A 23,169-nucleotide genomic window follows, 5' to 3' on the forward strand; every position below is an offset into this window, starting at 1 on the left:
GATCGGCCGAACCCGTGCGCCGGTTGCTCCGGCGCACCCTGGGGATCTCCGTCCTCCCCGCATCCCATCGGAACGCACAACGACGTGCCTGCCATTCACCTGGAGACACGTTGCGCAAGACACCTGCCTTTGTCCTGACCTCACTGCTGTCGGTGGCGCTCCTCGCTGTGCTGCTGCTCAGCCACATGCGTTGGGCACCCCTGCTCACCTCCTTCGCCCTGTTGCACGCCTTCCTCTTCCTCCACCTCGCGCTGAAGGTGACGGCCTCCGTCGCCGCCAAGCCCCACACGGTCGCCGCGGGTGCCGACCTCGATTCGCTCTCGGTCGACGTCGTGGTCCCGATCTACAACGAGGACCCGGCCCTGCTCGCCGCGGGGATCCGCGGGCTGGCCGCACAGACCCGCAAGCCCCGCGCCGTCTGGCTGGTCGACGACGGTTCCCAGCGCAACGGCGAGCCGGTCACCATCCTGACCGAGCCGGCCGTCCGTGACGCGATCGCGGAGGCCGAGGCCGCCGGGATCCGCATCGAGGCACACCGCCAGGTCAACCGGGGCAAGCGGTGGGCGCAGAGTGCCGCATTCGCGAAGTCCGACGCCGACATCTTCGTCACGATCGATTCGGACACCTATCTCGATCCCCGCGCGGTGGAGAAGCTCCTGGTGCCGTTCTCCCGCGAGACCGTCGCGAGCGTCGCGGGCCTGGCCTGCGGTCAGAACTACCGCAAGAGCCTGCTCACCCGCGCCATCGACATCTCCTTCACGATGTCCTTCATCCAGGGCCGCATGGCGGAGGGCTACTTCGGTCAGGTGCGGGTGAACTGCGGCATCATCGCCGCCTACCGTGGCCACGTCGTGCGCGACAACCTGCACCGCTACCTCAACCAGCGCTTCCTCGGGCTGCCGGTGAAGGCCGGCGACGACCGTGCTCTCACCTTCTTCGCCAAGGAGCACGGACGCACCGAGTTCCAGCCCGAGGCGATCGCCTACTCCGCGCTCCCCGAGAAGTTCAGCCATCTTGTGCGGCAACGGATGCGCTGGGCCCGCTCCTGGGTGTGGGGTTCCTTCTGGCTGCTGCGCCGCCCGGTGTACAGCGCGGACTTCTACTTCACCTTCACCCAACTGCTCGGGATCCTGGCCTTCGGCGTGGTGCTCGCCCTCGGGATCTCAGGATCCCTGCTCGGCGCGATCTCCCCGATGATGCTCGTCAACCTGGGCCTGACGGCCACGGCGATCGGCGCCGTCGTGCACCTGCGCTATCTCGTCACGGTGCACACGGGCGACCCCTTCTGGCAGCGCCTGCTCACCTGGCTGTGCAGCCCGATCGGCACCCTGCTCTACGTCGGGTTGTTCCTCCCGCTCTACTGGGTGGCCATGGCTCGCCCGCGCCCGCAGCAGACCTGGGGCACCCGCAAGCAGGTCGAGGTCGGCCTGCACGCCCCCGCCCTCACGCAGCACACCCCCGCCCTCGTCGGCGCCGGTCAGGAGGCCGCATGAGCACCGCACTGGGAAGCCGGACCGCCCGGCGCGCCACTCCCGCCTCGCAGCGCTCCGCCACGGTGCGCTCGTTCCGGCCCGACATCGAGGCATTGCGCGCGATCGCCGTGCTCGTCGTGGTGCTCTACCACGCGGGCGTGCCCTACCTGCCCGGCGGATACGTCGGCGTGGACGTCTTCTTCGTGATCTCCGGGTTCCTCATCACCACCCACCTCATCGGTGAGCTCAACCGAACCGGCACCGTCAAGCTCGGGCGCTTCTACGCTCGCCGGGCGCGGCGCCTCCTGCCCGCCGCGGCGCTCGTGGCCGTCGTGACGGTGGTGGTCACCTGGGCGGGGGTCTCCGGACTCCTCGCCGCAGAGGTCGGCTGGGACGCCCTGTGGTCGGCACTGTTCGCGATGAACATCTACCTCGCCGTCAGCGGTGTGGACTACGGCGCCAACCAGGACCCCTCCCCGTTGCAGCACTACTGGTCCCTGTCGGTGGAGGAGCAGTTCTACCTGGTGTGGCCACTGCTCATGGTGCTGGTGGCCCTCAGCGCTCGCCGGGTCGCCCGGCGCCGGGCCGCGCGCACCGGCCGGGAGCAGAGTGCGCCGGGCGTGCGCGGGCCGATCGCCGCGGTGATCGCCGCGATCATGGTGGCCTCCTTCCTCTACAGCGAGCACCTGCTGGCCACGCTGCCGACCATGGCCTACTTCCTGGCACCCTCCCGGGCCTGGGAACTCGGGCTCGGTGCCCTGATCGCGGTCGCGACCCCGTGGCTGGCCCAGCAGCGCTGGCTGCACGGCTCGGCCTGGGTGAGCGCCGGTCTGGTGCTGATCATCGGCAGCGCCGTCGTGATGACCGATGCCACCAGCTTCCCCGGCACCGCGGCACTCTTCCCCACCCTCGGGGTCGCCCTGGTGATCATCGGCGGCACGAGCCGCGCCAGTGTGGTGGAGCGCGCGGTGCTCGACGTGCGGCCGATGCAGGCGATCGGTCGTGTCTCCTACGGCTGGTACCTGTGGCACTGGCCGATGCTCGTCCTGACCCCGCTCGTGCTGGACGAGACGCTCACCCTGACCGAGAACCTCATGGTGATCGGCGCGGCGCTGCTGTTCGCGATGTGGACCTACATCACCTACGAGGACCCGGTACGCCGGGCCGAGAGCCTGCGGCACTCCCGGCGCTCCTTCGCCGTGGGAGGTCTCGCCATCGGCACGGTCGCTGCCACCGCGGCCGGCGCGATCGCGCTCGGCCCGATGGCCTACCGCACCGGGGACTTCGTGGCCGAGGTGGAGCCGAACGCGATCACCGAGGCCGTGGCCGCCGGAGCGGCGATGGACATCATTCCGGGCAACGTGGACCCGGGACTGGACGAGGCGTCCAAGGACAAGCCCGACCTGGAGGCCGCAGACGGGATCTCCTGCATGGTCGGACTGGAGACCGAGACGATCTCCGAGGAGGACGGCGGAAGTTGCGTGGCCGGGGGGACCGAGGGCGGCAGCGAGACGGTCGTGGTGGTGGGGGACTCCCACGCCTACCACTGGGTTCCGGCGCTGCGCGAGATCGCCATCCAGCGCGACTGGGAGCTGGTGTCCATGACGAAGTCCGGCTGCACGCTCAACGACGTCGAGCTCGTCAACACCCAGCTCGAACGCGACTACTGGGAGTGCTACGCCTGGCGCGAGGACGTGATGCAGCGGATCGACGAGCTCGACCCGAGCCTCATCCTCACCACGGCTGCCGTGTTCTCGGAGAAGGCCGACGACACCTTCACCGACCGCTGGGCGCAGGGCGTGACCACGACCACCACGGCTCTGGTGGAGACCGGCGCACCGGTGTACGTGATCGAGGACACCCCCTACCCCCGCGTGGACATCCCCACCTGCCTCGCGCAGCACGTCCAGGACGTCTCCGAGTGCGCGCTGCCTCCGGTGGAGGCCTACTCCGACCCGGAGCGTCGGGAGCGGACCGCCGAGGCGGCCTCCGCGGCGGGGGCCGAGATCATCGACCCCAGCGCCTGGTTCTGCACCGAGGACCTGTGCCCGGCCATCAGCGGGAACGTGATCGTCTACTCCGACAACAGTCACATGTCCGCCACCTACTCCAAGACGCTGGCCACGGTGCTCGGCGACGAGCTCCCGGAGTCCTTGTGAGCGCCGTGGCACGGCACGGGAGAGGCCGACGCGAGGTCGGGGCCACCGGCGTGATCCTCGTGGGAGACGACCGTCCCCGCTCGCGGGTCTCGCCGCCCCAACTGCACGGCAAGGACGCCCTCGAGGCGTGCGCCGCACGGCTGCGCGGGGCGCTGGGACCAGGAGAGCGCCTGTCGGTTCACACCGATCGGTTGGTCATCGAGGCGGTGGCGGCCGGTGACGCCCGTGATCGGATGCTCGCGCTCCAGCGTGCGGCGCTCGCCGCGGGGGACGGGGATCAGCCGATCGTGCTCGGCTCGGGATTCTCGCTGCGCCGACGCCGGGTGGCGGCCGTGCAGGAGGCCGGGGACCACGCCATGGAGTCCCTGCGCGCGGCCGACCAGATGATCCGGCCCGATGTGCTGCGTCCAGGTCGCCGCACCTCGCCGGGACCCCTCGGCACCCCCCTGCAGGTGATCGCAGCGCTGACCCTCTCCTTCGGGTTCCCCTTCCTGGTGCTGCTGGCGCTGCACCGGATGGGGCTGGACGGTGTGGGGCTGTTCGTCGCGCTGGTGGTGGTCGCGATGCTCGGGACGGCGGCCATGCAGTGGGCGGAGGTGGTGGGTGCGGTGCGCCGGCCACGGGAGACCACGGTGCGACCCGGGCCGCGGCCGCGCGCCACTGCGATCGTGGTGGCCTACCTGCCGAACGAGGCCGAGACGATCGTGGAGACCCTTGACGCGGTTCTCGCCAACCCCTATTCCGGTGGCCTCCAGGTGATCCTGGCCTACAACACCCCGCGGGACCTCCCCGTGGAGGTCACCCTGGAGGCGATGGCGGCCAACGATGCGAACCTCACCCTGTTGCGGGTGGAGGGCAGCACCTCCAAGGCGCAGAACGTCAACACCGCGCTCGCGCACATCGAGGGTGAGTTCGTCGGGATCTTCGACGCCGACCACCTGCCGGACCCTGACGCCTTCGAGCGGGCAGCCGCGCACCTGGCGGACGGCGCCGACGTCGTACAGGGGCACTGCGTGGTGCGCAACGGGGAGGAGTCCTTCGTGGCTCGCCTCGTGGCGTGCGAGTTCGAGCAGATCTACGCGCTGTCCCACCCAGGGCGTGCCGTGGTGCACGGGTTCGGGATCTTCGGGGGTTCCAACGGGTACTGGCGCACCTCGCTCCTGCGCACGCTGCGGCTGCGCGGCGCGTACCTGACCGAGGACATCGACTCCTCGTTGCGCGCCGTCAGCTCCGGGCACGTGGTCGTCAACGACCCGGAGATCATCAGCCGCGAACTCGCGCCCACCACGTGGAAGCACCTGTGGAAGCAGCGGATGCGGTGGGCTCAGGGCTGGGTGCAGGTCACCCGCACCCACGGCATCGACGCGGCACGCTCGGACTGGCTGACGCTGCGGCAGAAGCTCGGCGTGTTCCAGTTACTCGTCTGGCGCGAGATGTTCCCGTGGCTCTCGGCGCTGATGCTCCCCACACTGGCGTTCGCGTGGTGGCGCGACGGGGCGCTGACCTGGTGGGGCTGGGGCCTGCTCGTCACTGCCGTGACCCTCGGGGCCTTCCCGGTGCAGGTGGCCGTGGCGCGTTCCCGGGCGGTCCCCGAGATCCGGGAGCGCGGCAGGTGGTGGTTCGCCTACGCCGTCGTCTCCCTCGTCTTCTACCAGGAGTTGAAGAACCTCATGATGCGGGTCTCCCAGCTCAAGGAACTCGCGGGCGAGCGGCACTGGGCGGTGACGCCCCGGGCCGTGCCGATGGGCAGCGCCCCGCGCGTGCCCGCCGCAGCGCAGGCCGAGGTGGTCGCCCGGCGGGCCTGAGGCACACTGGGCCCGTGGACGACTCCGAGCTCATGGCCCTGGCGCTGGAGGAGGCCCGCGCGGCCCTGAGGACGCAGGACGTCCCGGTCGGGGCCGTCGTGCTCGATGGCGCCGGCCGGGTCATCGCCACCGGCCGCAACATCAGGGAGGCCGACGGCGATCCCACCGGTCACGCCGAGATCGTCGCCATCCGCCGCGCGGCCCAGGCACTGGGCCAGTGGCGACTGGAGGGGTGCACGCTGGCCGTCACACTCGAACCGTGCACGATGTGCGCCGGGGCCATGGTGCTTGCGCGGTTGCCGGTGCTGGTGTTCGGGGCGTTCGATCCGAAGGCCGGCGCAGCAGGGTCCGTCACGGACGTCGTCCGCGATCCGAGGTTGAACCACCGCGTCCAGGTGCGGGGCGGGGTGCGTGAACAGGAGTGCGGGGACGAACTGCGCGCCTTCTTCCGGCAGCGGCGCGCCCGTTAGAGGCGCGAACCGAGCCAGACCCCGAGCGCACACGCCCCGATGGCGCCGAGCGCCACGGTCACCGCCATCGCGATCGCGTGGTCGCGTCCGATGCGGCGGTCGGCCTGCACGATGTCCAGGCTCGCCGCCGAGAACGTGGTGAACCCGCCGAGGAAACCCGTGGCCAGGACGGTGTCGGTGCGGGGGTCGATCAGGCCCAGCGTGGTGGCGCCGGCCGCGATACCGATCGCGAACGAACCCAGCACGTTCACGACCACCAGGGCCCAGCCCTGGCGCAGCCGCGGGGGCAGGAGCCGGCCGAGTCCGAGGTCCAGCAGGTAACGGGACATGGCGCCGATCGCCCCGGCCAGGGCTATCCAGCCGATCACGAGGCCGTCCCGCGCTCCGGTCCGCCGGGCCCGGTGGAGCCGGCGCGGCGGGCGTCGCGAGCGGTCGCGAACCTGCCACCCTGCACCAGGCCGAGGGCCGCGGCCCCGACCCCGAGCAGCACGCTGGCCCCCGCGTACATGATCGCCCGTCGCCAGGAGCCCTCCGCCCCCGCGGTAACCACCTGCAGCGCGAACGCCGAGTAGGTGGTGAAGCCGCCGAGCATCCCGGTCCCGAGCAGCAGGCGAAGGTGCGCGGCGCGGCGGCCGGGACGCAGGTTCAGGTGGCCGTTGAGGAAGCCCAACAGGTAGGAGCCGACCAGGTTGATCGCCAGGGTCGGCAGGATCTGCAGGCCGCCGGCCGGCACCAGCGCGGTGATGAGGTAACGCGCGCTCGCCCCGGCGGCGCCGCCCGCGCCCACCAGGGCGAGGGCGATCAGCGGATGGGGGCGTTCGGCGACAACCACGCCCCTAGCGTGTCACGCCGCCGGCGCGAGGGCGCGCTGCAGGTGGCGCAGGGCCCGGGAGGTCCCGGCGTGCAGCAGGGCGGTCGCGAACTCGTCCCCGCGGGTCACACCGCGGTTGAGGATCACCACCGGTTTGCCGGCGCGGTGCGCCCGCTTGACCAGACGCAGGCCCGACTGCACCGCCAGGGTGGTGCCGGCCGCGATCAGGGCGCCAGCGCCGTCGACCATCTCGTAGCTCGCCGCGACTCGCTCCTTGGGCACGTTCTCCCCGAAGTAGACGATGTGGGGCTTGAGGATGCCGCCGCAGTGCTGGCAGCCGAGCACCCGGAAGTCCGCGGTCTGCTCGATCACGGCGTCCGCATCCGGGGCCACCTCGATGTCGCCGAGCTCCTCCACGCGGGCGAGGAAGGCGGCGTTCACCTCGCGCAGACGAGCGCCCAGGTGGGCGCGGTCCTCCAGGCGGCCGCAACGCAGGCACACCACCCGCGAACCAGTGCCGTGCAGGTCGATGACGTTGCGGGAGCCGGCCCGGGTGTGCAGCTCGTCCACGTTCTGGGTGATCAGGCCGGTCACCACGCCGTCACGCTCCATATCGGCCAGGGCGCGGTGGCTCTCGTTCGGGTCCGCCGCCGTGAGGTGGTGCCACCCCACGAGATTGCGCGCCCAGTAGTGGCGCCGGAAGCCCGGATCGGCCACGAACTGCTGATAGGTCATCGGGCGGCGGGGCGCGGCGTCCGGGCCGCGGTAGTCCGGCAGCCCGGACTCGGTGGAGACCCCGGCGCCGGTGAGGACCACCACCGCGCGGCCGCGGAGCAACTCGGCGGCGGCGTCCAGGTCCGCCTCGGTGGCCTCCGGGCGCTGTGGCACGTACCCGGGGGACCAGGTGGAGTACAGCAGGCGGGGCTGCGGGGCCTGGGTCGGCTGCCGGGTCTGTGCCGTGGGTGGCTGCGTGGTGGGAGTCTGCGGTGTGGTCATGTCAGCCCGGTCAACGCTCCCGCCGCCCGCGGCATTCCAGCCCGCGCGGCGCGCGAGAGCACCGGTTTGGGGGAACCGGGCCGGGGTTGGTAGGCTCCTTCGGCCAGGTAGCGTGTCCGAGCGGCCTAAGGAGCACGCCTCGAAAGCGTGTGTGGGTGCAAGTCCACCGTGGGTTCAAATCCCACCGCTACCGCGCATCGAGAGGGCCCCGCGACCACGGTCGCGGGGCCCCCTCGCATTCCCGGGCCGGCAGTCACGCCCGCGCCGCGCAGCCCGCATCGTGAGAGAGCCTCGTTCCTGCGAAAGAGTCGCTATTCGAGGCTCTCTCGCGGGAACGAGACTCTCTCGTCAGGCGAGGCGGTCAGGCTGACTCGGTGGCGTCCTCGTGAGCCCGGTGGCGCAGCCGCCACCAGTCCGCCAGCGCCACCACGAGCGCGAGCGCCATGATCCCCGCCACCAGGCGCAGCGACATGTCGAAGGCATGCGTGTAGTCGCCGCCGGACTCCTCCAGAGAGACGAAGAACACCGCGGCGTTCGCGCTGACCCCGATCGCGGCACCCAGGCGCTGCATGGTCTGCAGCGCACCGGCCGCGGAGCCGGCGTCGCGAGGCGGCACCTCCGCGAGCGTGAGGGTCTGGTTGGGGGAGATGACGAACCCGTTCCCGAATCCCGCGATCACGAGCACCCCCGAGGAGACGAAGACGATCGCGGGGAAGCCCACCAGCCCGGTGAGGATGTCCAGCGCGACCATGGCCACCACGCCGATCGCGATGCCCACCACCACCAGCGGTCGGCCGAACCGCGAGATCAGGCGGCCACCGAGGGAGGCGGAGTACGCCCCGGCGATGGAGAACGGCGTCAGCACCAGCCCAGCCTGAAGCGGCGAGAGCCCGAGGCCCTGCTGCAGGTAGAGGGTGGAGGAGAGCCAGATCCCGGTGAAGGACAGGAAGTACATCGTCGAGACGGCCGTGCCGAAGGTGAAGGACGGCAGCCGCAGCAGCGAGCCGGGGATGAGCGGTAGCCCGCCGCGTGCGGAGACCCGTCGCTCCCACCACACCAGCACGCCGACCAGCGCGAGGCCCACCGCGATCGTCCACCACGGCACCGCCGCACCCGAACCACTGCCCGCAGCCTCACCGCCGGCCCCGTCGCTCGCGCCGCCTTCGGACGTGGAGGAGACGAACGGCCACATGATCGCCACCACCGCCAGCGCGAGCAGCACCGAACCGAGCACGTCCAGCCGCACCCGCGCACCGGTCCGTTCCCGCCGCGGCAGCAGCTTCCAGGCGAGCGGGAGCAGCACGAGCCCGATCGGCACGTTCACGAGGAACACCGCGCGCCAGCCCTCCTCGGTGCCGAACGCCGCCAACAGCAGGCCGCCGACCAGGGGGCCGGTCGCCGTCGCGATCCCGATCGTCGCCCCGAAGTAGCCGAACGCGCGGCCGCGTTCGGGCCCCCGGAAGAGGTCCTGGATGAACCCGATGACCTGGGGGTTGAGGATCCCGGCCGCGAGGCCCTGGGCAAACCGGGCGATCGCCAGCCAGTCCGCGGAGGTCACCAGACCGCACAGCGCCGAGGCCACCACGAACGAGGTGAGTCCCACGAGGAACAGGGTGCGCCGGCCGTAGACGTCGCCGAGGCGGCCCGCGGGCACCAGCGCCAGGCCGAATGCCAGGGTGTAGCCCGCGAGCACCAGTTGGAGTTGGCTCGGGGTGGCGTGCAGGGAGGTCTCGATGGAGGGAAGGGCGACGTTGACGATCGTGACGTCGAGGAGGGTCATGAACCCGGCGCCGAGGCAGATCGCGAAGGCCTGCCAGCGGGCGGTCTGCGCGCGGTCGCTCTCGGGCGCGCCGGTACGCGGGGTGGGGGAGTCGGACACGCCTTCGTGTCTACACCACGCCCGCGGTCACCGGGGCGTTGCGGGTGAGGTTGCGCGCTAGGTTGCTGCGGTGAGGAGATACCTGATGCTGCTGTCCCCTTCCAGCAATCGTGTCTACGCCGGGAACTCTCCCGCGATCACGACCGCGGAGCTCACGGTGCTCGCCGAGGCCGGGATCGGGTCGGCCCTGCGCGCGGTGGAGCCGGTCTCGGTGGCCGGCGTGCCGTACCTGCGGGTGGACCTGGAGGGCGAGGACCTCACCGCTCTGGGTCAACTCGCGGCCGGCTACGCCCTCCTGGAGGAGGTGGCGGAGAGCGGGTCGGGGACGACGGCGCCGCCCGCCTCGCCGTTGCTGCGCCCGGTTGCGCTGCCGCGCACCGAGGTGCTCAGTGACGACCTCTTGACGATCCCGAAGTACCAGGGCAAGACGAACGAGCAACTCACCCGGGTGGCCCTGAACGTCACGCTGGCCGCGACCGCCTGGGCCGGGGAGGTGGGGCGGCGTCGTTTCAGGGTGCTCGATCCCCTGGCGGGGCGCGGCACCACCCTGAGCTGGGCGCTCGCCCTGGGGCACGACGCCTACGGCGTGGAGCTGCGCCGCAAGGAGGTGGACGCCTACGCCGCATTCCTGACCACCTGGCTGCGCCGCTCCCGGCTCAAGCACACGATCGACCGGCATCCGCTGCGTCGCCACGGCACCGTGGTGGCCCATGAGGTGGCCGCCGAGCTCAGTCCCACGCGTGAGGCGTGGAAGGCGGGAGAGCGGCAGTCCCTGCGCCTGTGGGCGGCGGACACCACGCAGAGCGCGGACCTGCTGGGTCGCACCCAGGTCGATGCCATCGTGACCGACGCGCCCTACGGCGTCGACCATGCCGCGGGGACCAAGCCCGCCAGGGGCGCCTCGCGCCCCGTGGCTCCGGCGCAGCTCCTGGCGGCGGCAGTCCCCGCCTGGGTGCCGGCCCTGCGGCCGGGGGGAGCCCTGGGGATCGCGTGGAACACCCACACCCTGTCCCGCGAGGACCTCACCGCGATCTGCGGCGAGGTGGGGTTGGAGGTGCTCGACGACGCCGCTCACCTGGGCCTGGCGCACCACGTGGACGCGGGCATCCACCGCGACGTGCTCGTGGCGCGGCGCCCATGACGAACATCTCAGGGTGATCCCCCGGATCGACCCGGGTTTCTTCTCCTGACCCCGATCGCGGCGGGTGCGATGTCGGCCGGTGGGCGTAGATTGGTTTCCCGTCCAGTGATGCACCTATGAGGGGTAGAGATGACGTCGCAGCCAGCACCGCTCCAGCCACCCGCCGAGAACGCGTTGACGCTCAATGCTCCGGGCCCGCTGCAGGCGGTCGCCGCCACGCAGGCGCCGGCCATGGCGCCGCGCATCGAGGCGGACCTCGTGCCCGAACTGGATGAGAAGGTCGGCGCCTATCTGGCGCAGTTGCGTGAGGCGACCACGCGCTCGCCCGAGTTCGCGGCCAAGGCCGATGACGTGCGCACGATGGGGGATGAGGAGATCCGCAATGCCGCGGCCATCTCCAATCGCCTGCTCGACGAACCGGTGAAGGAGATCCGCCAGGGCGGGATCTCCGAGGGCTCGAGCGTGAGCAAGTCGCTGCTGGACCTGCGGCGCGTGGTGGAGGAACTCGACCCGAGCGAGAAGAGTTTCGGTCGGAAACTGCTCGGCATTCTTCCCTTCGGTGAGAAGGTCGAGGACTACTTCCGGCAGTACGAGAGCGCCCAGAAGCAGATCGACGCGATCATCCGGTCGCTGTACGCCGGTCAGGACGAACTGCGCAAGGACAATGCCGCGCTGAATCTGGAGAAGCGTCAACTCTGGGAGACGATGGCGAGGCTGAACCAGTACATCTACGTGGCCGAACAACTGGACATCGGCATCGCGGCCACGATCGCTGAGGTCGAGGCCACCGATCCCGAGCGCGCCACCGCACTGCGTGAGGACGTGCTGTTCTACGTGCGCCAGAAGCACCAGGACCTGCTGACCCAGCTCGCCGTCTCCATCCAGGGCTACCTGGCGATGGACATCATCCTGAAGAACAACCTCGAGTTGATCAAGGGGGTGGACCGGGCCACCACCACCACGGTCTCGGCCCTGCGGACCGCGGTGATCGTGGCGCAGGCCCTGGCCAACCAGAAACTCGTGCTCGATCAGATCACCGCGCTCAACACCACGACCTCGGGTCTGATCCAGTCGACCTCCAAGATGCTCGCGGACAACTCCGCGCAGATCCAGCAGCAGGCTGCGAGCGCCTCGGTGGGTCTGCCGGAACTGCAGAACGCATTCGAGAACATCTACTCGACCCTGGACTCCATCGCCACATTCAAGGTGCAGGCCCTGGACTCGATGGCCAAGACCATCGGGGTGCTGCAGACGGAGACCAGCAAGGCGGCGGAGTACGTGGACCGCGCGCGCCGCACCGAGAGCCCGGAGGTTCTCGAGGCGCGCAGCGGTTCGCTGAACCTGCCGCAGCGGTGAGATCGCGATGGGGTGGCTGGATGACGTCCTGGGACGTCGAGGAGATCGGGACAGCGCACGCACACCGGCGCCGGGGGCACCGCGGGAGGTGCCGACCTCCGCGGAGATCCTGCAGGCCGTGGCCGCGGTGCAGGAGCGTGTGGACCGCGAGGCGCCCGGTGTCGTCTCCGCACGGGTGCAGCACATCGGGGTGACCCTGGAACACATGGCGCCGAACCTGGACCGGATGGGGACCGCCAGCCTCGAGGCGCACACCGTGGTGGCGACCGCGACGAGCTACCTGCCGGAGGCGGTGAACGCCTACCTGCGGCTGCCGCGAGGATTCGCGGACCGGCGGGCCGTCACCGACGGGAAGACCGCGTTGATGCTGTTGGTGGATCAGTTGGACCTGTTGGCCGCCACCGTCGGGAAGATCTCCGACGCCGTGGCCCGGCAGGATGCCAACGCCCTCATCGCGCACGGGATGTTCCTGGAGGAGAAGTTCGGCGGTTCCTCGTTGGCGATCGCACCGGACCTTCCCACGCCCGCCCAGGGTCAGGAGCAGGGTCACCAGGCCGGCGATACGGGCGCCACGGGGAGTGCTGACACGGCCGAAGAAGGCCGCGGGTGAGCGCTGACGTGAGCGAGGGTGCCGGGGCGCTGCGGCGGGCTCTGGACCAGTACGTGGAGGTCTGCGCCGCCGCGGGAACCGACGCGTGCGCCGCGCGCACGGAAGGGCTGCGCGTGGCGGCGGCGGTGGCCGAGGCCTCGCGAGGCGCGGCGAGCGACTGGGTGGTGGCAGCAGGTGGAGACGCCACCACCACGGACTTCTTCGCCGCCGCCGCGGCCGGGCGCCGCTGGCGCACCTCGCCGACTCCGACTCTCGAGGCCCTGCGACGATCCTCCTCGCCGCACATGCCGCATGCGCTCGCGGCGCTCACGGCGTTGGCCAGCGCTGCCGCCACGCTCGGGGAACCCGGGCGCCTCTCTGCGCTGGCTGCGCAGGAGGTGCTCGTGGCCCAGCAGGCTGCGCTGGCACCAGCGCCGTGGTCAGCGCCCGCGCTCGTGCCGGAGGCGCCCCACCCGGTGGCAGGCAGCGCGCCCGTCACTGTGCCCGTCCCCGAGGCGGCCGCCGAGACGGGAGCCGAGGTGGCAGCCGACGCCGCGCCGCATGAGCAGGCTGCACCCACCTTCGAGGACCTGATGGCGCGCCTGGATGAGCTCGTGGGCCTCGATCTCGCGAAGGACCAGGTGAAGCGCCAGGTCGAACTCCTGCGGGTGGAGAAGCTGCGCACCGAGGCGGGACTCACCACACCCACGCTCACGCGCCACCTCGTGTTCGTCGGCAACCCCGGCACGGGGAAGACCACCGTGGCGCGACTGATCGCCGGCCTGTACCGATCGCTCGGGCTGCTCTCATCCGGGCACCTCGTGGAGGTGGACCGCTCCGAACTCGTGGCGGGCTACCTCGGGCAGACCGCGACACGCACCAGCGAGGTCGTCGCCTCGGCGAGAGGTGGGGTGCTGTTCATCGACGAGGCCTACGCGCTCACCCAGGGCAGCGGCGACACCCCCGACGCGTACGGGGTCGAGGCCGTCACCACACTGGTGAAGGACATGGAGGACCTGCGCGAGGACCTCGTGGTCATCGTGGCGGGCTACCCCGAGCCGATGCGGCAGTTCCTGGCCGCGAACCCGGGCCTGGAGTCCAGGTTCGCCACGACCATCGCCTTCGAGGACTATTCCGACTCCGAGCTGCGGGAGATCTTCGCGCTCATGGCGGCAGGCGCGGACTTCGTGCCCACACCGGCGGCGCTGCGCGCCGTGGAGGACCTGACCGCACGGCAGCCGCGGCACGCCGGCTTCGGCAACGCACGCTTCGTGCGCAACACGCTGGACGCGGCGATCGCCCGGCACGCCTGGCGGTTGCGTGAGACGCAGGCCCCCACGCTCGCCCAGTTGCAGGAGCTTCTCGCGCAGGACGTGGACCCGCAGGCGGAGCCGGAGCCGGACACAGTGCCGGACGCAGTGCGGCAGCCGGACGCAGTGCCGCAGCCGGACGCAGTGCCGCAGCCGGACGCAGTGGAGCGGGTGCCCGAGGAGCGGGGGACATGACGGCGCGGGGCACCTGGCGACAGCGTCTGACCACCACGCCCGGACGCCTCGGACTGGCACGCCTGGTCGCGGTGGTCGCGTGTCTGGGTATCGCCGCCGTGGGACTGCTCGGCGCCCGGATGCAGGTGGCCGCCTTCGACAGTGCCTCCCAGCGGGTGGAGGAGATCCTCGACCTGCAGCAGGCCAAGACCGCCCTGTCCGACGCGAACTCGACGGTCGCGACCACGTTCCTGCTCGGCGGGCAGGAACCGCGGGAACTCAGCGAGGAGTACAGCTCCGCGCTGCGCGAGGCCGGGTGGCTCCTCTCGGCGCACGGCGACCTGCTCGTGGGCGGCCAGGAGCAGGATGCGGTGCTGGCCGACCTGGCGGAGTACGCGGGTGACGTGGAGCGGGCCCGTGCCAACAACCGTCAGGGCTACCCGGTGGGCTCCGGTTACCTCGCGACGGCTGCCGGTCTCATGGTCGAGGACATCCTCCCGGCCGTGGACGGCGCCGTGCTGGACAGCGCGGACCGTGCGGCCGGGGACTTCGGCCGGATCTCGGGCGGTGTGTGGATCATCGCGATCGGCCTGCTCGGCATCGGCATCCTGGTCGCCGTACAGATCTGGCTCGCTCGCACCACGCGGCGCACGGTGAACCTGCCCCTGATGTCCGGGTTCCTCCTGGCCTCCCTCGCACTACTCGTGGCGATGGGGTATGCGGCCGGCGCCGGCTCCCAGGCGGCCGAGACCCGCCGGGCCTCCTACACCGATGCGCTCGCCGCATCGCAGGCGCTCACGGAGACGGGGCAGGCCCGCACCGCTGCCGCGTTCGTGCTCATCGAGCGCGGGTCCGGCGACCTCTATCGGGCGCAGGTGGACGAGCACCACGCCGCGGCGGCGTCGCAGATCGAGCGGATCGCGGGTGCCGGCTTCGCACAGGGCCAACGGGACGCCCTCGCTCAGGCGCAGACGGGGGCCTTCGATGCGCTGGAGGCCGGCGACTGGGACGGTGCGGTCACGATCCTCACCGACCCCGAGGGCGGTGCCGTCACCTCCTACGTCGACCTCAGCGCCACCCTCGGCACCCTCCTGGAGGAGCGGGGGGCCGAGACCACGCAGGAGTTGGCGAGTGCGGCCCGCGGGGTCGCGACCCTGGGCTGGATCACGCTCGGCGCGGGCATTCTCGGGGCCGGACTGGCCTGGCGAGGATTCGTGCCCCGACTCCAGGAGTACCGATGAGACGCCCCCGCCCCCCGTGGCTGCGCACGTTGCCCGTGCTGGCGTTGTCCGGTGTGCTCGCCCTGACCGCGTGCACCGCGGGCGACGGCGCCGCGGACCTCGGGATCGTCAGACCCGCCGATGCACAGGATGAGACGCACGAGGAGGCGGTGAGCACGCCGGCGGCTGCGCCGGAGTGCGAGAACGTCACCGCCAGCTATGACGCCGCCGAGGACATCGCGGCTGCGTCCTCACCCGCGCTCTCCGCCATCCGCGAGCGCGGTCGGCTCGTGGTGGGCGTCTCCTCGGACACCTACCTGATGGGTGCGCGCAACTCCTTCACCGGGCAGATCGAGGGCTTCGACATCGACATCGCACGGGATCTGGCCGAGGCGATCCTCGGGGATCCGGACGCCCTGGAACTCCAGGTGATCACCTCGGCCGACAGGATCCCCGCGCTGCAGTCGGGCGACGTGGACCTGGTGGTGCGTGCCTTCAGCATCACCTGCGACCGTTGGGATGAGATCGCCTTCTCCACCGAGTACTACCGTTCCGGCCAGAAGCTCCTCGTCTCCACCGACTCCGAGGCGACCTCCCTGGAGGACCTGGCGGCCATGGGCGATGCCCGCGTGTGCGCCCCCGCCGGTACCACCACCATGAGCCGGGTCGAGGAGTTCGACGTCACGGCGGTGGGGGGAGCAACCCATTCCGCCTGCCTGGTGCTGTTCCAGCAGGGCCTGGTCGACGCGATCGCCGGTGACGACACGATCCTGGCCGGGCTCTCGGCCCAGGACCCCTACGCCAAGGTGGTGGGCGAGGCGATCTCCGTGGAGCCCTACGGCGTCGGCGTCCAGGCCGGGGCGCGGGAACTCGTCGCCGTGGTCAACGCGGTACTCGCCCAGCGCGTGGCGGACGGGCGGTGGGACGAGAGCTACGACCGCTGGCTCGCCGACCCCCTGGGCACCGAGGGCGAGCCGCCGCAACCCGTGTACGGACGCACCTGATGGCCGCCACGCAGGTGGCGGCGCCGCACGCACCCGGGCGCCTCGGTGAGCCGATCCCCGCCGTCGACCTCCTGGACTACCTCGCGGGGTTGGACGCCTGGCTTCGTGACCGGCGGGCCACGCTGGACGGACTTGACGGGGAGCTGAGGCGACTCGGGGCGCAGGGCGCCGACGCCCACCCCGACGCCGGTGGGAACCGGGCGCCCACGACGCTGGCCACACTCACCGGCGACCTCGTGCTGGCGATGTCGATGTGGCAGTCGGTCAACGACCGCGTGACCGAGCTCCTGAGGCTGTGGGACTCCGGCCGCGCCGACGCCACCGCTCGTGAGGCCATGTCCCGCACGATCTGGGGACGGCTGCGCTCCGAGGCAGGGCAGAGCGGGCAGACCACCCTCCCCGAGGGCACGCGCCTGACCGACGCCCTGCTCACGCAACTGCGGGGGAGACTCGCGTTCGACGTCGAGCACGCCGACATCATCGCGCGGCTACGCCGAGCGCTCGCCTCGATCGTGCGCAGCGAGGATCACGCGGACGTCGGCTCCGACCTGCAGCAACGGTGTGGGCAACTGCGCGCCGCGCATCATCGGCTGCGCGAGGACTCGATGCGTGGCGCCGATATCGCCGGCCGACTGCGGGAGTTGGAGGACGCGGTCGCCCGGCTCGAACGGGACGCGATCGTCTCCGCCGCCACCCGGCGCGAGCACCGTCGTGACGCCGACCGCGCGGAGCGACTGCTGGCGGAGCTGGGTGAGCGTGTGGCGCCGCTGCGGGACCTGGTGGAGCGCTGCCGCCGGGAGATCCTGGACCCGCCACTGCTCGCGGTGCCCGATCCGCAACGCCTGGGGCCCGTGCCGCAGGGCACGGCCGTGGTCGACTACCTGCAACGACTGGCCAGTGTGGAGCGCGCCATGGACGTGGTGGAGACGCAGTACGCGCGGCCGCTTCGGGAGCGCGCCGCCCTGCGTTACCGCCTCGGTACGGCGCAGCAGCGGGCCCGGGCGGCGGGGCGGGAGGGCAGCCCCACCGTGGTCGCGGCTCGGGGAGAGGCGAGTGACGCCGTCGAGCACACGCCGTGCGACGTCACCCTCGCCACGGATCTGGTGGAGCAGTACGAGTACCTCGTACAGCCTCTACCGCACGCGCGAGAACGAAGGGGGACGTCATGACCTCGTGCAGCCAGCCCGGGTGCACCGGGCAGGTCCAGGACGGCTACTGCACCGTGTGCGGGATGGCGCCGGCGAGCGGGCCCATGGCGCTCGAGGCCGGGTCCGTGCCGACGGCCGCTGGGCGCCGGGCAGGCGCAGGGAGCGACCCGGGCGCATCCGCCCGGTTCCCGGCCTCGCAGCCGATGTCGGCGCGCACCTCCTCCCGGTTGGCCAGTGCGGCCTTCGGGTCCGCGCGTACCGCTGGGAGCCGAGCCACCCGGCGCACCGCCGCAGCCTCCACACGCTTCCGCGGAAAGCAACTCGGGGCGGGGATCACCACCATCCCGCCGGTGCCGATCACCGATCCCCTCGAGGCGGTACTCGCCGACCCGCAGGTGGCCGAGCACAAGAGGTTCTGTCCCGTCTGCGGCGCCAAGGTCGGGCGCTCGCGTGACGGCGTGCCCGCCCGGACCGCGGGATTCTGCCCGAGCTGTGGGTCGGCGTTCGACTTCGATCCCACTCTCGCTGCCGGTGACCTCGTCGGCGGGCAGTACGAGGTGGTCGGGCCCATGGCGCACGGGGGACTGGGGTGGATCTACCTCGCCCGCGACATCAACGTCTCGGGCCGCTTCGTGGTCCTCAAGGGCCTGCTGAACTCCGGCGATCGGGACGCCTACGAGGCCGCGGTGGCCGAGCGGGAGTTCCTCGCGGAGGTCGAGCACCCGCTCATCGTGGAGATCTACAACTTCGCGCGGCATCAGGGCGCCGGGTACACCGTCATGGAGTACGTGGGCGGGCGGTCCCTCAAGGAGATCCTGATGCAGCGGCGGGCGGCCGCCGGAGGGCGGATCGACCCGCTCCCGGTGGACCAGGCGCTGGCCTACATCCTGGAGATCCTCCCGGCGTTCAGCTACCTGCACGAGAAGAACCTGCTGTACTGCGACTTCAAGCCGGACAACCTCATCCAGCAGGGCGAGAGCGTGAAGCTCATCGACATGGGCGGGGTGCGCCGGATCGACGACGACGTCTCCGCCATCTACGGGACCGTCGGCTACCAGGCTCCCGAGGTGCCCACCGAGGGCCCCAGCGTGGCCTCCGACATCTACACGATCGGGCGCACACTGGTGACCCTCGTGCTGGACTTCCGGGGCAACACCTCCACCTACGTGGCTTCGCTGCCGCCGGTGGCCGAGACGCCCGTCTTCGCGCGCTACGACTCCTTCTACCGCCTGGTGGCCAAGGCGTGTGCGCTGGATCCCAACGACCGATTCGCCAGCGTCGCCGAGCTGCGTCACCAGGTGCTGGGCGTGCTGCGTGACGTGGTGGCCGTGAACCGCACCGAGGAGTACGCCGCCCGGCACTCCCACGCCTCGGCGAACTTCGAGGCACCGGCCTCGGACGCCCCGCACGCCCCGATCAGCTGGCGGGAGTTGCCGCGGCTGAGGGTCGACCAGGAGGATCCCATGGCCTCCTGGCTCGCGGGGATCCCCGACACCAGCACCCGGGTGATGCAACTGCGGGAGGCGCCCACCGTGACCCTGGAGGTGCGACTCGCGCGGATCCACGCGGCGATCCGCGCCGAGCAGTACGCGATGGCGGACGCCGAGATCGCCCAGGTGCTCAGCGACGACCCGTGGGAGTGGCGTGCGCTGTGGCTCGCCGGCCTGCGTCAACTGGCCACGGGCGATGACGTGGAGGCCCGCAGCTCCTTCAACGCGGTCTACAGCCAGGTGCCCGGGGAGTTGGCCCCGAAACTCGCTCTGGCCGCGGTGTGTGAGCGCAGCGAGGAACTGCAGATCGCCGAGGGGCTCTACCGGGTGTGTGCCGCCTCGGACGCGAACTATGCGGGTGCGGCGGCCTTCGGCATGGCGCGCATCCGCGCCGGACGCCAGGATGCGGCGGGCACGCTGCGCGCGCTCGATCTCGTGGCCCCCACCCGGTCCTCCTACTCCCTCGCGCGGGTGCGTCGCGCCGGTGTCCTGGTGGACACCGCACGCAGTTTCGACGACCTCGCCGAGGCACTGACCAGCATCGACGGCGTCTCGGTCGCCGACTCCCTGCGGCTGGACCTCACCATCGCGGTGCGCACCGCGTGCCTTCGGCGTGTACTGGCCAAGGATCCCGGCGCGGACCTCGGGGGCGCGCCGCGGGACGTGCACGGCGTGCCGGCGCGGGAGAAACCGATGCGGCTGGCGCTGGAGGAGGCCTACCGAGCGCGAGCCCGGCTCGCCGTCACGGACGCCGAGCGCATTGCGCTGGTGGACCGGGCGAACCAGGTGCGTCCGAGGACTCTGGTCTGATGGCCGCCCGCTGCCCCGAGTGCGGGGACGTGTTCGCATCCGACGGTTACTGCCTGCGCTGCGGCACCCCGGCGCCCAGCGAGCGCGATCACGTGGAGTTGTGCCCATCGCCCGGGGTGGCGGGGGTGAGCGATCGTGGTCGGGAACGTGAGCGCAACGAGGACGCCCTGGACGTCCTGGTGCCCGGTCTCGCGCCGGCGCCCGCCTGGGGAACGCCGCCGCCCAGTGCGGCGTTCCCGGCAGCGTCTGAGGCCCCGCCCGGTCTGGCCGCCGTGGTGGTGTGCGACGGCGTGGCGGCGGCTCCGCGCTCCGAGGTCGCGAGCCTCGCGGCGGTGCAGGCAGCCACGGCCCGCATCGGCCACGGGTTGGGCGCCGGCGGCGGGGACCTCGCCGGCGCAGGGGGTCCGGCTCACGCCGTCGAACCCTCGCAGGCCCTCGATCCCGCAGACACGGCCGAGTTGCCGCGCCTGGCTGCGGTGGACCGCGGCGAGGTCCTGTGTGCGCTCACCGCAGCGGGCGCCCGAGCGGCGTCCCGCGCGGTCACCCGGGTCACTGCCGACCTCGGCGATCCCGCGCAACCGCCCTCGGCGACCTACCTCGCGGTGATCGTCGAACAGCCGGCGGGCTGCCCCGACGACGGGCAACTAGGTGGCGGGCAACTCGATGGCGGGGAACGGGTGGCCGCCCCACTCGTCGCCGTGGGGTGGCTCGGGGACTGCCGCTGCTACTGGCTGCCCGACGAGGGCGAGGCGCGACTGATCACGCGCGATCACTCCTGGGCGGCCGAGCTGATGGCGAGCGGTATGAGCCCCGAGGAGGCGGCCCGGGCACCCCAGGCGCACGCGATCACCCGGTGGATCGGGATCGACGCACCGGATGACGTGGCCTCCACCGCCCGCTTCGACCCGCCGGGCCCCGGATGGGTGCTGGCGTGCTCCGACGGGTTGTGGAACTACGCGGCGGAACCCCAGGCGATCGCTCGGGTGCTCCTCGAGGTGTCGTCGATCGCGCAGCCCGCGTCCGCGGGGCCCGCGGCGGCGCAGGAGATCGCGAGCGGCATGGTCGCCTGGGCGAACGCCCAGGGCGGCCGGGACAACATCACCGCGGCACTGATCCGCATCAGTGCTCGGTAGCCTGGGCCGAGGAACAGAAGGGACACACATGGCAACGTTCGAGGCACGGGTCTTCTCCAACGCCTACCTCCCGCAGGGCGCCACCGACGTGCACGCCATCGTGTCCGTCACGGCCGCCGGTGCGCAGTCGCACTCCGGCGGCGGGCCGGCCGCCGAGGTCATCATCTTCGATTCCTCCGGTTCGATGACGGGCGCCAACCTGGCAGCGGCCAAGCACGCCGCGAGCGTGGCGCTGGACCAGATCACCGACGGCACCTACTTCGCGATCGTGGCCGGGAGCCACATCGCCACCCGGGTCTTCCCCTACCCCAACGCGCCGGTCAAGGCGGTCCCGATGGAGCCGGCGGCGCGGGCCGAGGCCAAGCGCGCGATCCAACGGGTGGCCGCGACCGGTGGCACCGCGATGAGTTCCTGGCTCATGACCGCTCGGGAGATCTTCCGCTCGGTCCCGCCGGATGCCCGCAAGCACGCCATCCTGCTGACGGACGGGAAGAACGAGTCCGAGCCCGCCGGGAACCTGGAGCGCGCGATCCGCGCCGTCCAGGGGGAGTTCCAGTGCGACGCCCGCGGCGTGGGCGATCGTTGGATCGTGGATGAGGTCCGCCAGATCACGACCGCGCTGCTCGGGCAGGTCGGTCTCATCGCGGACCCCTCCGGCATCGAGGCGGACTTCCGCGACATGATCCGCACCTCGATGTCCCGCGGGGTCGCGGACGCGGAGCTGCGGGTATGGACGCCGCAGGGATCGCAGTTGCTGTTCCTGCGTCAGGTGGCACCGAACCTGGAGGACCTCACGCACCGACGCACCGCCGTGAACCCGCTGACCGCTGCCTTCCCCACCGGGGCGTGGAGCGACGAGGAGCGCGAGTACCACGTGGCGGTGCGGGTACCACCGCGACCACTGGGCGCCGAACAGTTGGTCGCCCGGGTGCAGGTGGCGGTGGCCGGGGAGGTCCAGGCCAACGGGCTGGTGACCGCCACCTGGTCGGATGACCCCGCCCTGACTGCGCGCATCAGCCCGCAGGTGGCCCACTACACCGGCCAGGCGGAGCTCGCCTCCGCCATCCAGGAGGGGCTGGCCGCCAAGGCGGCCGGGGACGAGGCCACCGCGACGACGAAACTCGGCCGGGCGGTGAGGCTCGCGGCCGAGACCGGCAACACCGAGGCGACCACGCGGCTGCGCCGCGTGGTGGAGATCGAGGACGCCGACCAGGGCACGGTGAGGCTGCGGCGCGATGCCTCCCGACTCGACGAGATGGCACTGGACGCCGGCTCCACCAAGACCACGCGGGTGAAGCGATGAGCGCGCGGTGCCCCGACGGCCACCTCTCCCAGGCGCAGGACTACTGCGATACCTGCGGACTGCCCATCGGCGCGAGTTCCTCCGCTGCACCGGCGCCCACGCCCGCCGAATCGGGTGTCGCTCCCACCGCGCTCGAGCCACGGGAGTGCCCCCACTGCGGCGCGCCTGCGGCCGCGCGCGCCCTGTTCTGCGAGAACTGCGGGTACGACTTCACCACGGGTACCGCGCCCGGCTCGCTGCCGCGGCCCGGCGGCGTGGGCTCCCGCGCATCCCTGGACTCAGGCGGGTCGGCCCCGGCGGGCACACCCGGTGGCGGGGAGGAGGACGAGGACGTCTCCGCCGTCGTGCGGCCCCGCGGTGCGGCGCCACAGGTGCAGCCCGACTCCGGCGGGCGGCCGCATGCCGGGGCGGATGTCGAGGGGCTCACGCGCCCCACGTCCGCGGTCACGACCGGCCCCACCGGCTGGGTCGCGGAGGTCTGGGTGGACCCGGACTGGTTCTCCGAGCAGGATCCGCCCGACCCGTTGCCGTCGGTCGGGCATCCGCAGGTGATCCCGCTGCGCGCTCGCAGCGTGCTGGTCGGGCGGCCGTCCCGCTCGCGGGGTATCACCCCGGACGTGGACTGCTCCGGCGACCCGGGCGTGTCCCGCCGGCATTGCCAGTTGACCTTCGACGGCGTGCGGTGGTCGGTGGAGGACCTGCAGTCCGCCAACGGCACGTTCCTGGGCCCCGTGGGAGATCCGCTGCCGGTCACGCCGGTGCGTCCGGGGGAGCGGCGTGTGGTCGAACCGGGTACCAGGTTGTACGTCGGCGGCTGGACTCGGATCGCGCTTCGCGAGGCGTTGCCCTCGGAGGCGTGAGAGGGCGCTACCCTCGCTGCACGTCCCGGCGAGAACCAA

Annotated in this window: 19 protein-coding genes and 1 tRNA gene; 16 read left to right on the forward strand and 4 right to left on the reverse strand. The window is 71.8% G+C overall.

The features are described 5' to 3' along the window. The first annotated feature begins 110 nt into the window (after window positions 1-110). Genes ATL40_RS01640 through tadA form a run of 4 tightly spaced genes read left to right on the forward strand, consistent with a single transcriptional unit; the run spans window position 111 to window position 5,906 of the window. Entirely contained in the window at window positions 111-1,493 is a 1,383-nt protein-coding gene (locus tag ATL40_RS01640; protein ID WP_098468027.1) for a glycosyltransferase, read from the forward strand. Continuing rightward, window positions 1,490-3,631, forward strand: coding sequence for an acyltransferase family protein (locus ATL40_RS01645; RefSeq protein WP_098468028.1), 2,142 nt, complete (start codon window positions 1,490-1,492; stop codon window positions 3,629-3,631). The genes ATL40_RS01640 and ATL40_RS01645 overlap by 4 nt, the downstream gene beginning before the upstream one ends. Continuing rightward, a complete protein-coding gene (locus ATL40_RS01650; protein ID WP_098468029.1) occupies window positions 3,628-5,436 on the forward strand; it encodes a glycosyltransferase family 2 protein in 1,809 nt (602 codons plus the stop codon). The genes ATL40_RS01645 and ATL40_RS01650 overlap by 4 nt, the downstream gene beginning before the upstream one ends. A 14-nt stretch (window positions 5,437-5,450) precedes the next feature. Continuing rightward, window positions 5,451-5,906 (forward strand): tRNA adenosine(34) deaminase TadA, encoded by a 456-nt coding sequence (tadA, locus tag ATL40_RS01655; RefSeq protein WP_281254877.1) that lies wholly within the window; start codon window positions 5,451-5,453, stop codon window positions 5,904-5,906. Here tadA and ATL40_RS01660 read toward each other — a convergent pair. The 3 genes from ATL40_RS01660 to ATL40_RS01670 are packed head-to-tail and all read right to left on the reverse strand — an operon-like array spanning window position 5,903 to window position 7,713. After that, window positions 5,903-6,274, reverse strand: coding sequence for a fluoride efflux transporter FluC (locus tag ATL40_RS01660; RefSeq protein ID WP_098468030.1), 372 nt, complete (start codon window positions 6,272-6,274; stop codon window positions 5,903-5,905). The genes tadA and ATL40_RS01660 overlap by 4 nt on opposite strands. Continuing rightward, entirely contained in the window at window positions 6,271-6,738 is a 468-nt protein-coding gene (locus ATL40_RS01665; RefSeq protein WP_098468031.1) for a fluoride efflux transporter FluC, read from the reverse strand. The genes ATL40_RS01660 and ATL40_RS01665 overlap by 4 nt, the downstream gene beginning before the upstream one ends. A 12-nt stretch (window positions 6,739-6,750) precedes the next feature. Continuing rightward, complete coding sequence (locus ATL40_RS01670) at window positions 6,751-7,713, reverse strand: Sir2 family NAD-dependent protein deacetylase (protein WP_098468032.1); 963 nt, start codon at window positions 7,711-7,713, stop codon at window positions 6,751-6,753. A gap of 106 nt (window positions 7,714-7,819) precedes the next feature. Between ATL40_RS01670 and ATL40_RS01675 the strand changes: the two genes are divergently transcribed. Next, window positions 7,820-7,906: transfer RNA gene (locus tag ATL40_RS01675), tRNA-Ser, on the forward strand. Window positions 7,907-8,074: 168 nt separating this feature from the next. Here ATL40_RS01675 and ATL40_RS01680 read toward each other — a convergent pair. Beyond that, window positions 8,075-9,592 (reverse strand): MFS transporter, encoded by a 1,518-nt coding sequence (locus tag ATL40_RS01680; protein WP_245866581.1) that lies wholly within the window; start codon window positions 9,590-9,592, stop codon window positions 8,075-8,077. A gap of 85 nt (window positions 9,593-9,677) precedes the next feature. On the opposite strand from ATL40_RS01680, the gene ATL40_RS01685 reads away from it, so the two are divergent. The 11 genes from ATL40_RS01685 to ATL40_RS01735 all read left to right on the forward strand — a co-directional run bounded on the left by ATL40_RS01685 (window position 9,678) and on the right by ATL40_RS01735 (window position 23,130). Continuing rightward, window positions 9,678-10,733, forward strand: a complete 1,056-nt coding sequence (locus ATL40_RS01685; protein ID WP_211283043.1) for a TRM11 family methyltransferase — start codon at window positions 9,678-9,680, stop codon at window positions 10,731-10,733. Between the two features lie 129 nt (window positions 10,734-10,862). Further along, the gene (locus ATL40_RS01690) at window positions 10,863-12,089 is read left to right on the forward strand and encodes a toxic anion resistance protein (protein ID WP_098468034.1); all 1,227 of its coding nucleotides are present in this window, start codon (window positions 10,863-10,865) and stop codon (window positions 12,087-12,089) included. A gap of 7 nt (window positions 12,090-12,096) precedes the next feature. Continuing rightward, the gene (locus tag ATL40_RS01695; RefSeq protein ID WP_211283044.1) at window positions 12,097-12,699 is read left to right on the forward strand and encodes a hypothetical protein; all 603 of its coding nucleotides are present in this window, start codon (window positions 12,097-12,099) and stop codon (window positions 12,697-12,699) included. Then, window positions 12,696-14,183 carry an AAA family ATPase gene (locus tag ATL40_RS01700; RefSeq protein WP_245866583.1) on the forward strand — a complete coding sequence of 496 codons (1,488 nt, stop codon included), beginning with the start codon at window positions 12,696-12,698 and terminating at the stop codon, window positions 14,181-14,183. The genes ATL40_RS01695 and ATL40_RS01700 overlap by 4 nt, the downstream gene beginning before the upstream one ends. Then, window positions 14,180-15,403, forward strand: coding sequence for a hypothetical protein (locus tag ATL40_RS01705; RefSeq protein WP_098468035.1), 1,224 nt, complete (start codon window positions 14,180-14,182; stop codon window positions 15,401-15,403). The genes ATL40_RS01700 and ATL40_RS01705 overlap by 4 nt, the downstream gene beginning before the upstream one ends. Continuing rightward, complete coding sequence (locus ATL40_RS01710) at window positions 15,400-16,386, forward strand: glutamate ABC transporter substrate-binding protein (RefSeq protein WP_098468036.1); 987 nt, start codon at window positions 15,400-15,402, stop codon at window positions 16,384-16,386. The genes ATL40_RS01705 and ATL40_RS01710 overlap by 4 nt, the downstream gene beginning before the upstream one ends. Continuing rightward, window positions 16,386-17,555, forward strand: coding sequence for a hypothetical protein (locus ATL40_RS01715; RefSeq protein WP_098468037.1), 1,170 nt, complete (start codon window positions 16,386-16,388; stop codon window positions 17,553-17,555). Before ATL40_RS01710 ends, ATL40_RS01715 begins: the two co-directional genes overlap by 1 nt. After that, window positions 17,552-19,834: a serine/threonine-protein kinase gene (locus ATL40_RS01720; protein WP_098468038.1), complete on the forward strand. Its 2,283-nt coding sequence runs from the start codon at window positions 17,552-17,554 to the stop codon at window positions 19,832-19,834. Before ATL40_RS01715 ends, ATL40_RS01720 begins: the two co-directional genes overlap by 4 nt. Further along, window positions 19,834-20,967 (forward strand): PP2C family protein-serine/threonine phosphatase, encoded by a 1,134-nt coding sequence (locus ATL40_RS01725; RefSeq protein ID WP_098468039.1) that lies wholly within the window; start codon window positions 19,834-19,836, stop codon window positions 20,965-20,967. Before ATL40_RS01720 ends, ATL40_RS01725 begins: the two co-directional genes overlap by 1 nt. A 28-nt stretch (window positions 20,968-20,995) precedes the next feature. Continuing rightward, a complete protein-coding gene (locus tag ATL40_RS01730) occupies window positions 20,996-22,270 on the forward strand; it encodes a VWA domain-containing protein (protein ID WP_098468040.1) in 1,275 nt (424 codons plus the stop codon). Further along, window positions 22,267-23,130: an FHA domain-containing protein gene (locus ATL40_RS01735; protein WP_098468041.1), complete on the forward strand. Its 864-nt coding sequence runs from the start codon at window positions 22,267-22,269 to the stop codon at window positions 23,128-23,130. Before ATL40_RS01730 ends, ATL40_RS01735 begins: the two co-directional genes overlap by 4 nt. The last annotated feature ends 39 nt before the right edge of the window (window positions 23,131-23,169 follow it).

This window comes from Serinibacter salmoneus (assembly GCF_002563925.1).
GTDB classification, from domain to species: Bacteria; Actinomycetota; Actinomycetes; order Actinomycetales; family Beutenbergiaceae; genus Serinibacter; species Serinibacter salmoneus.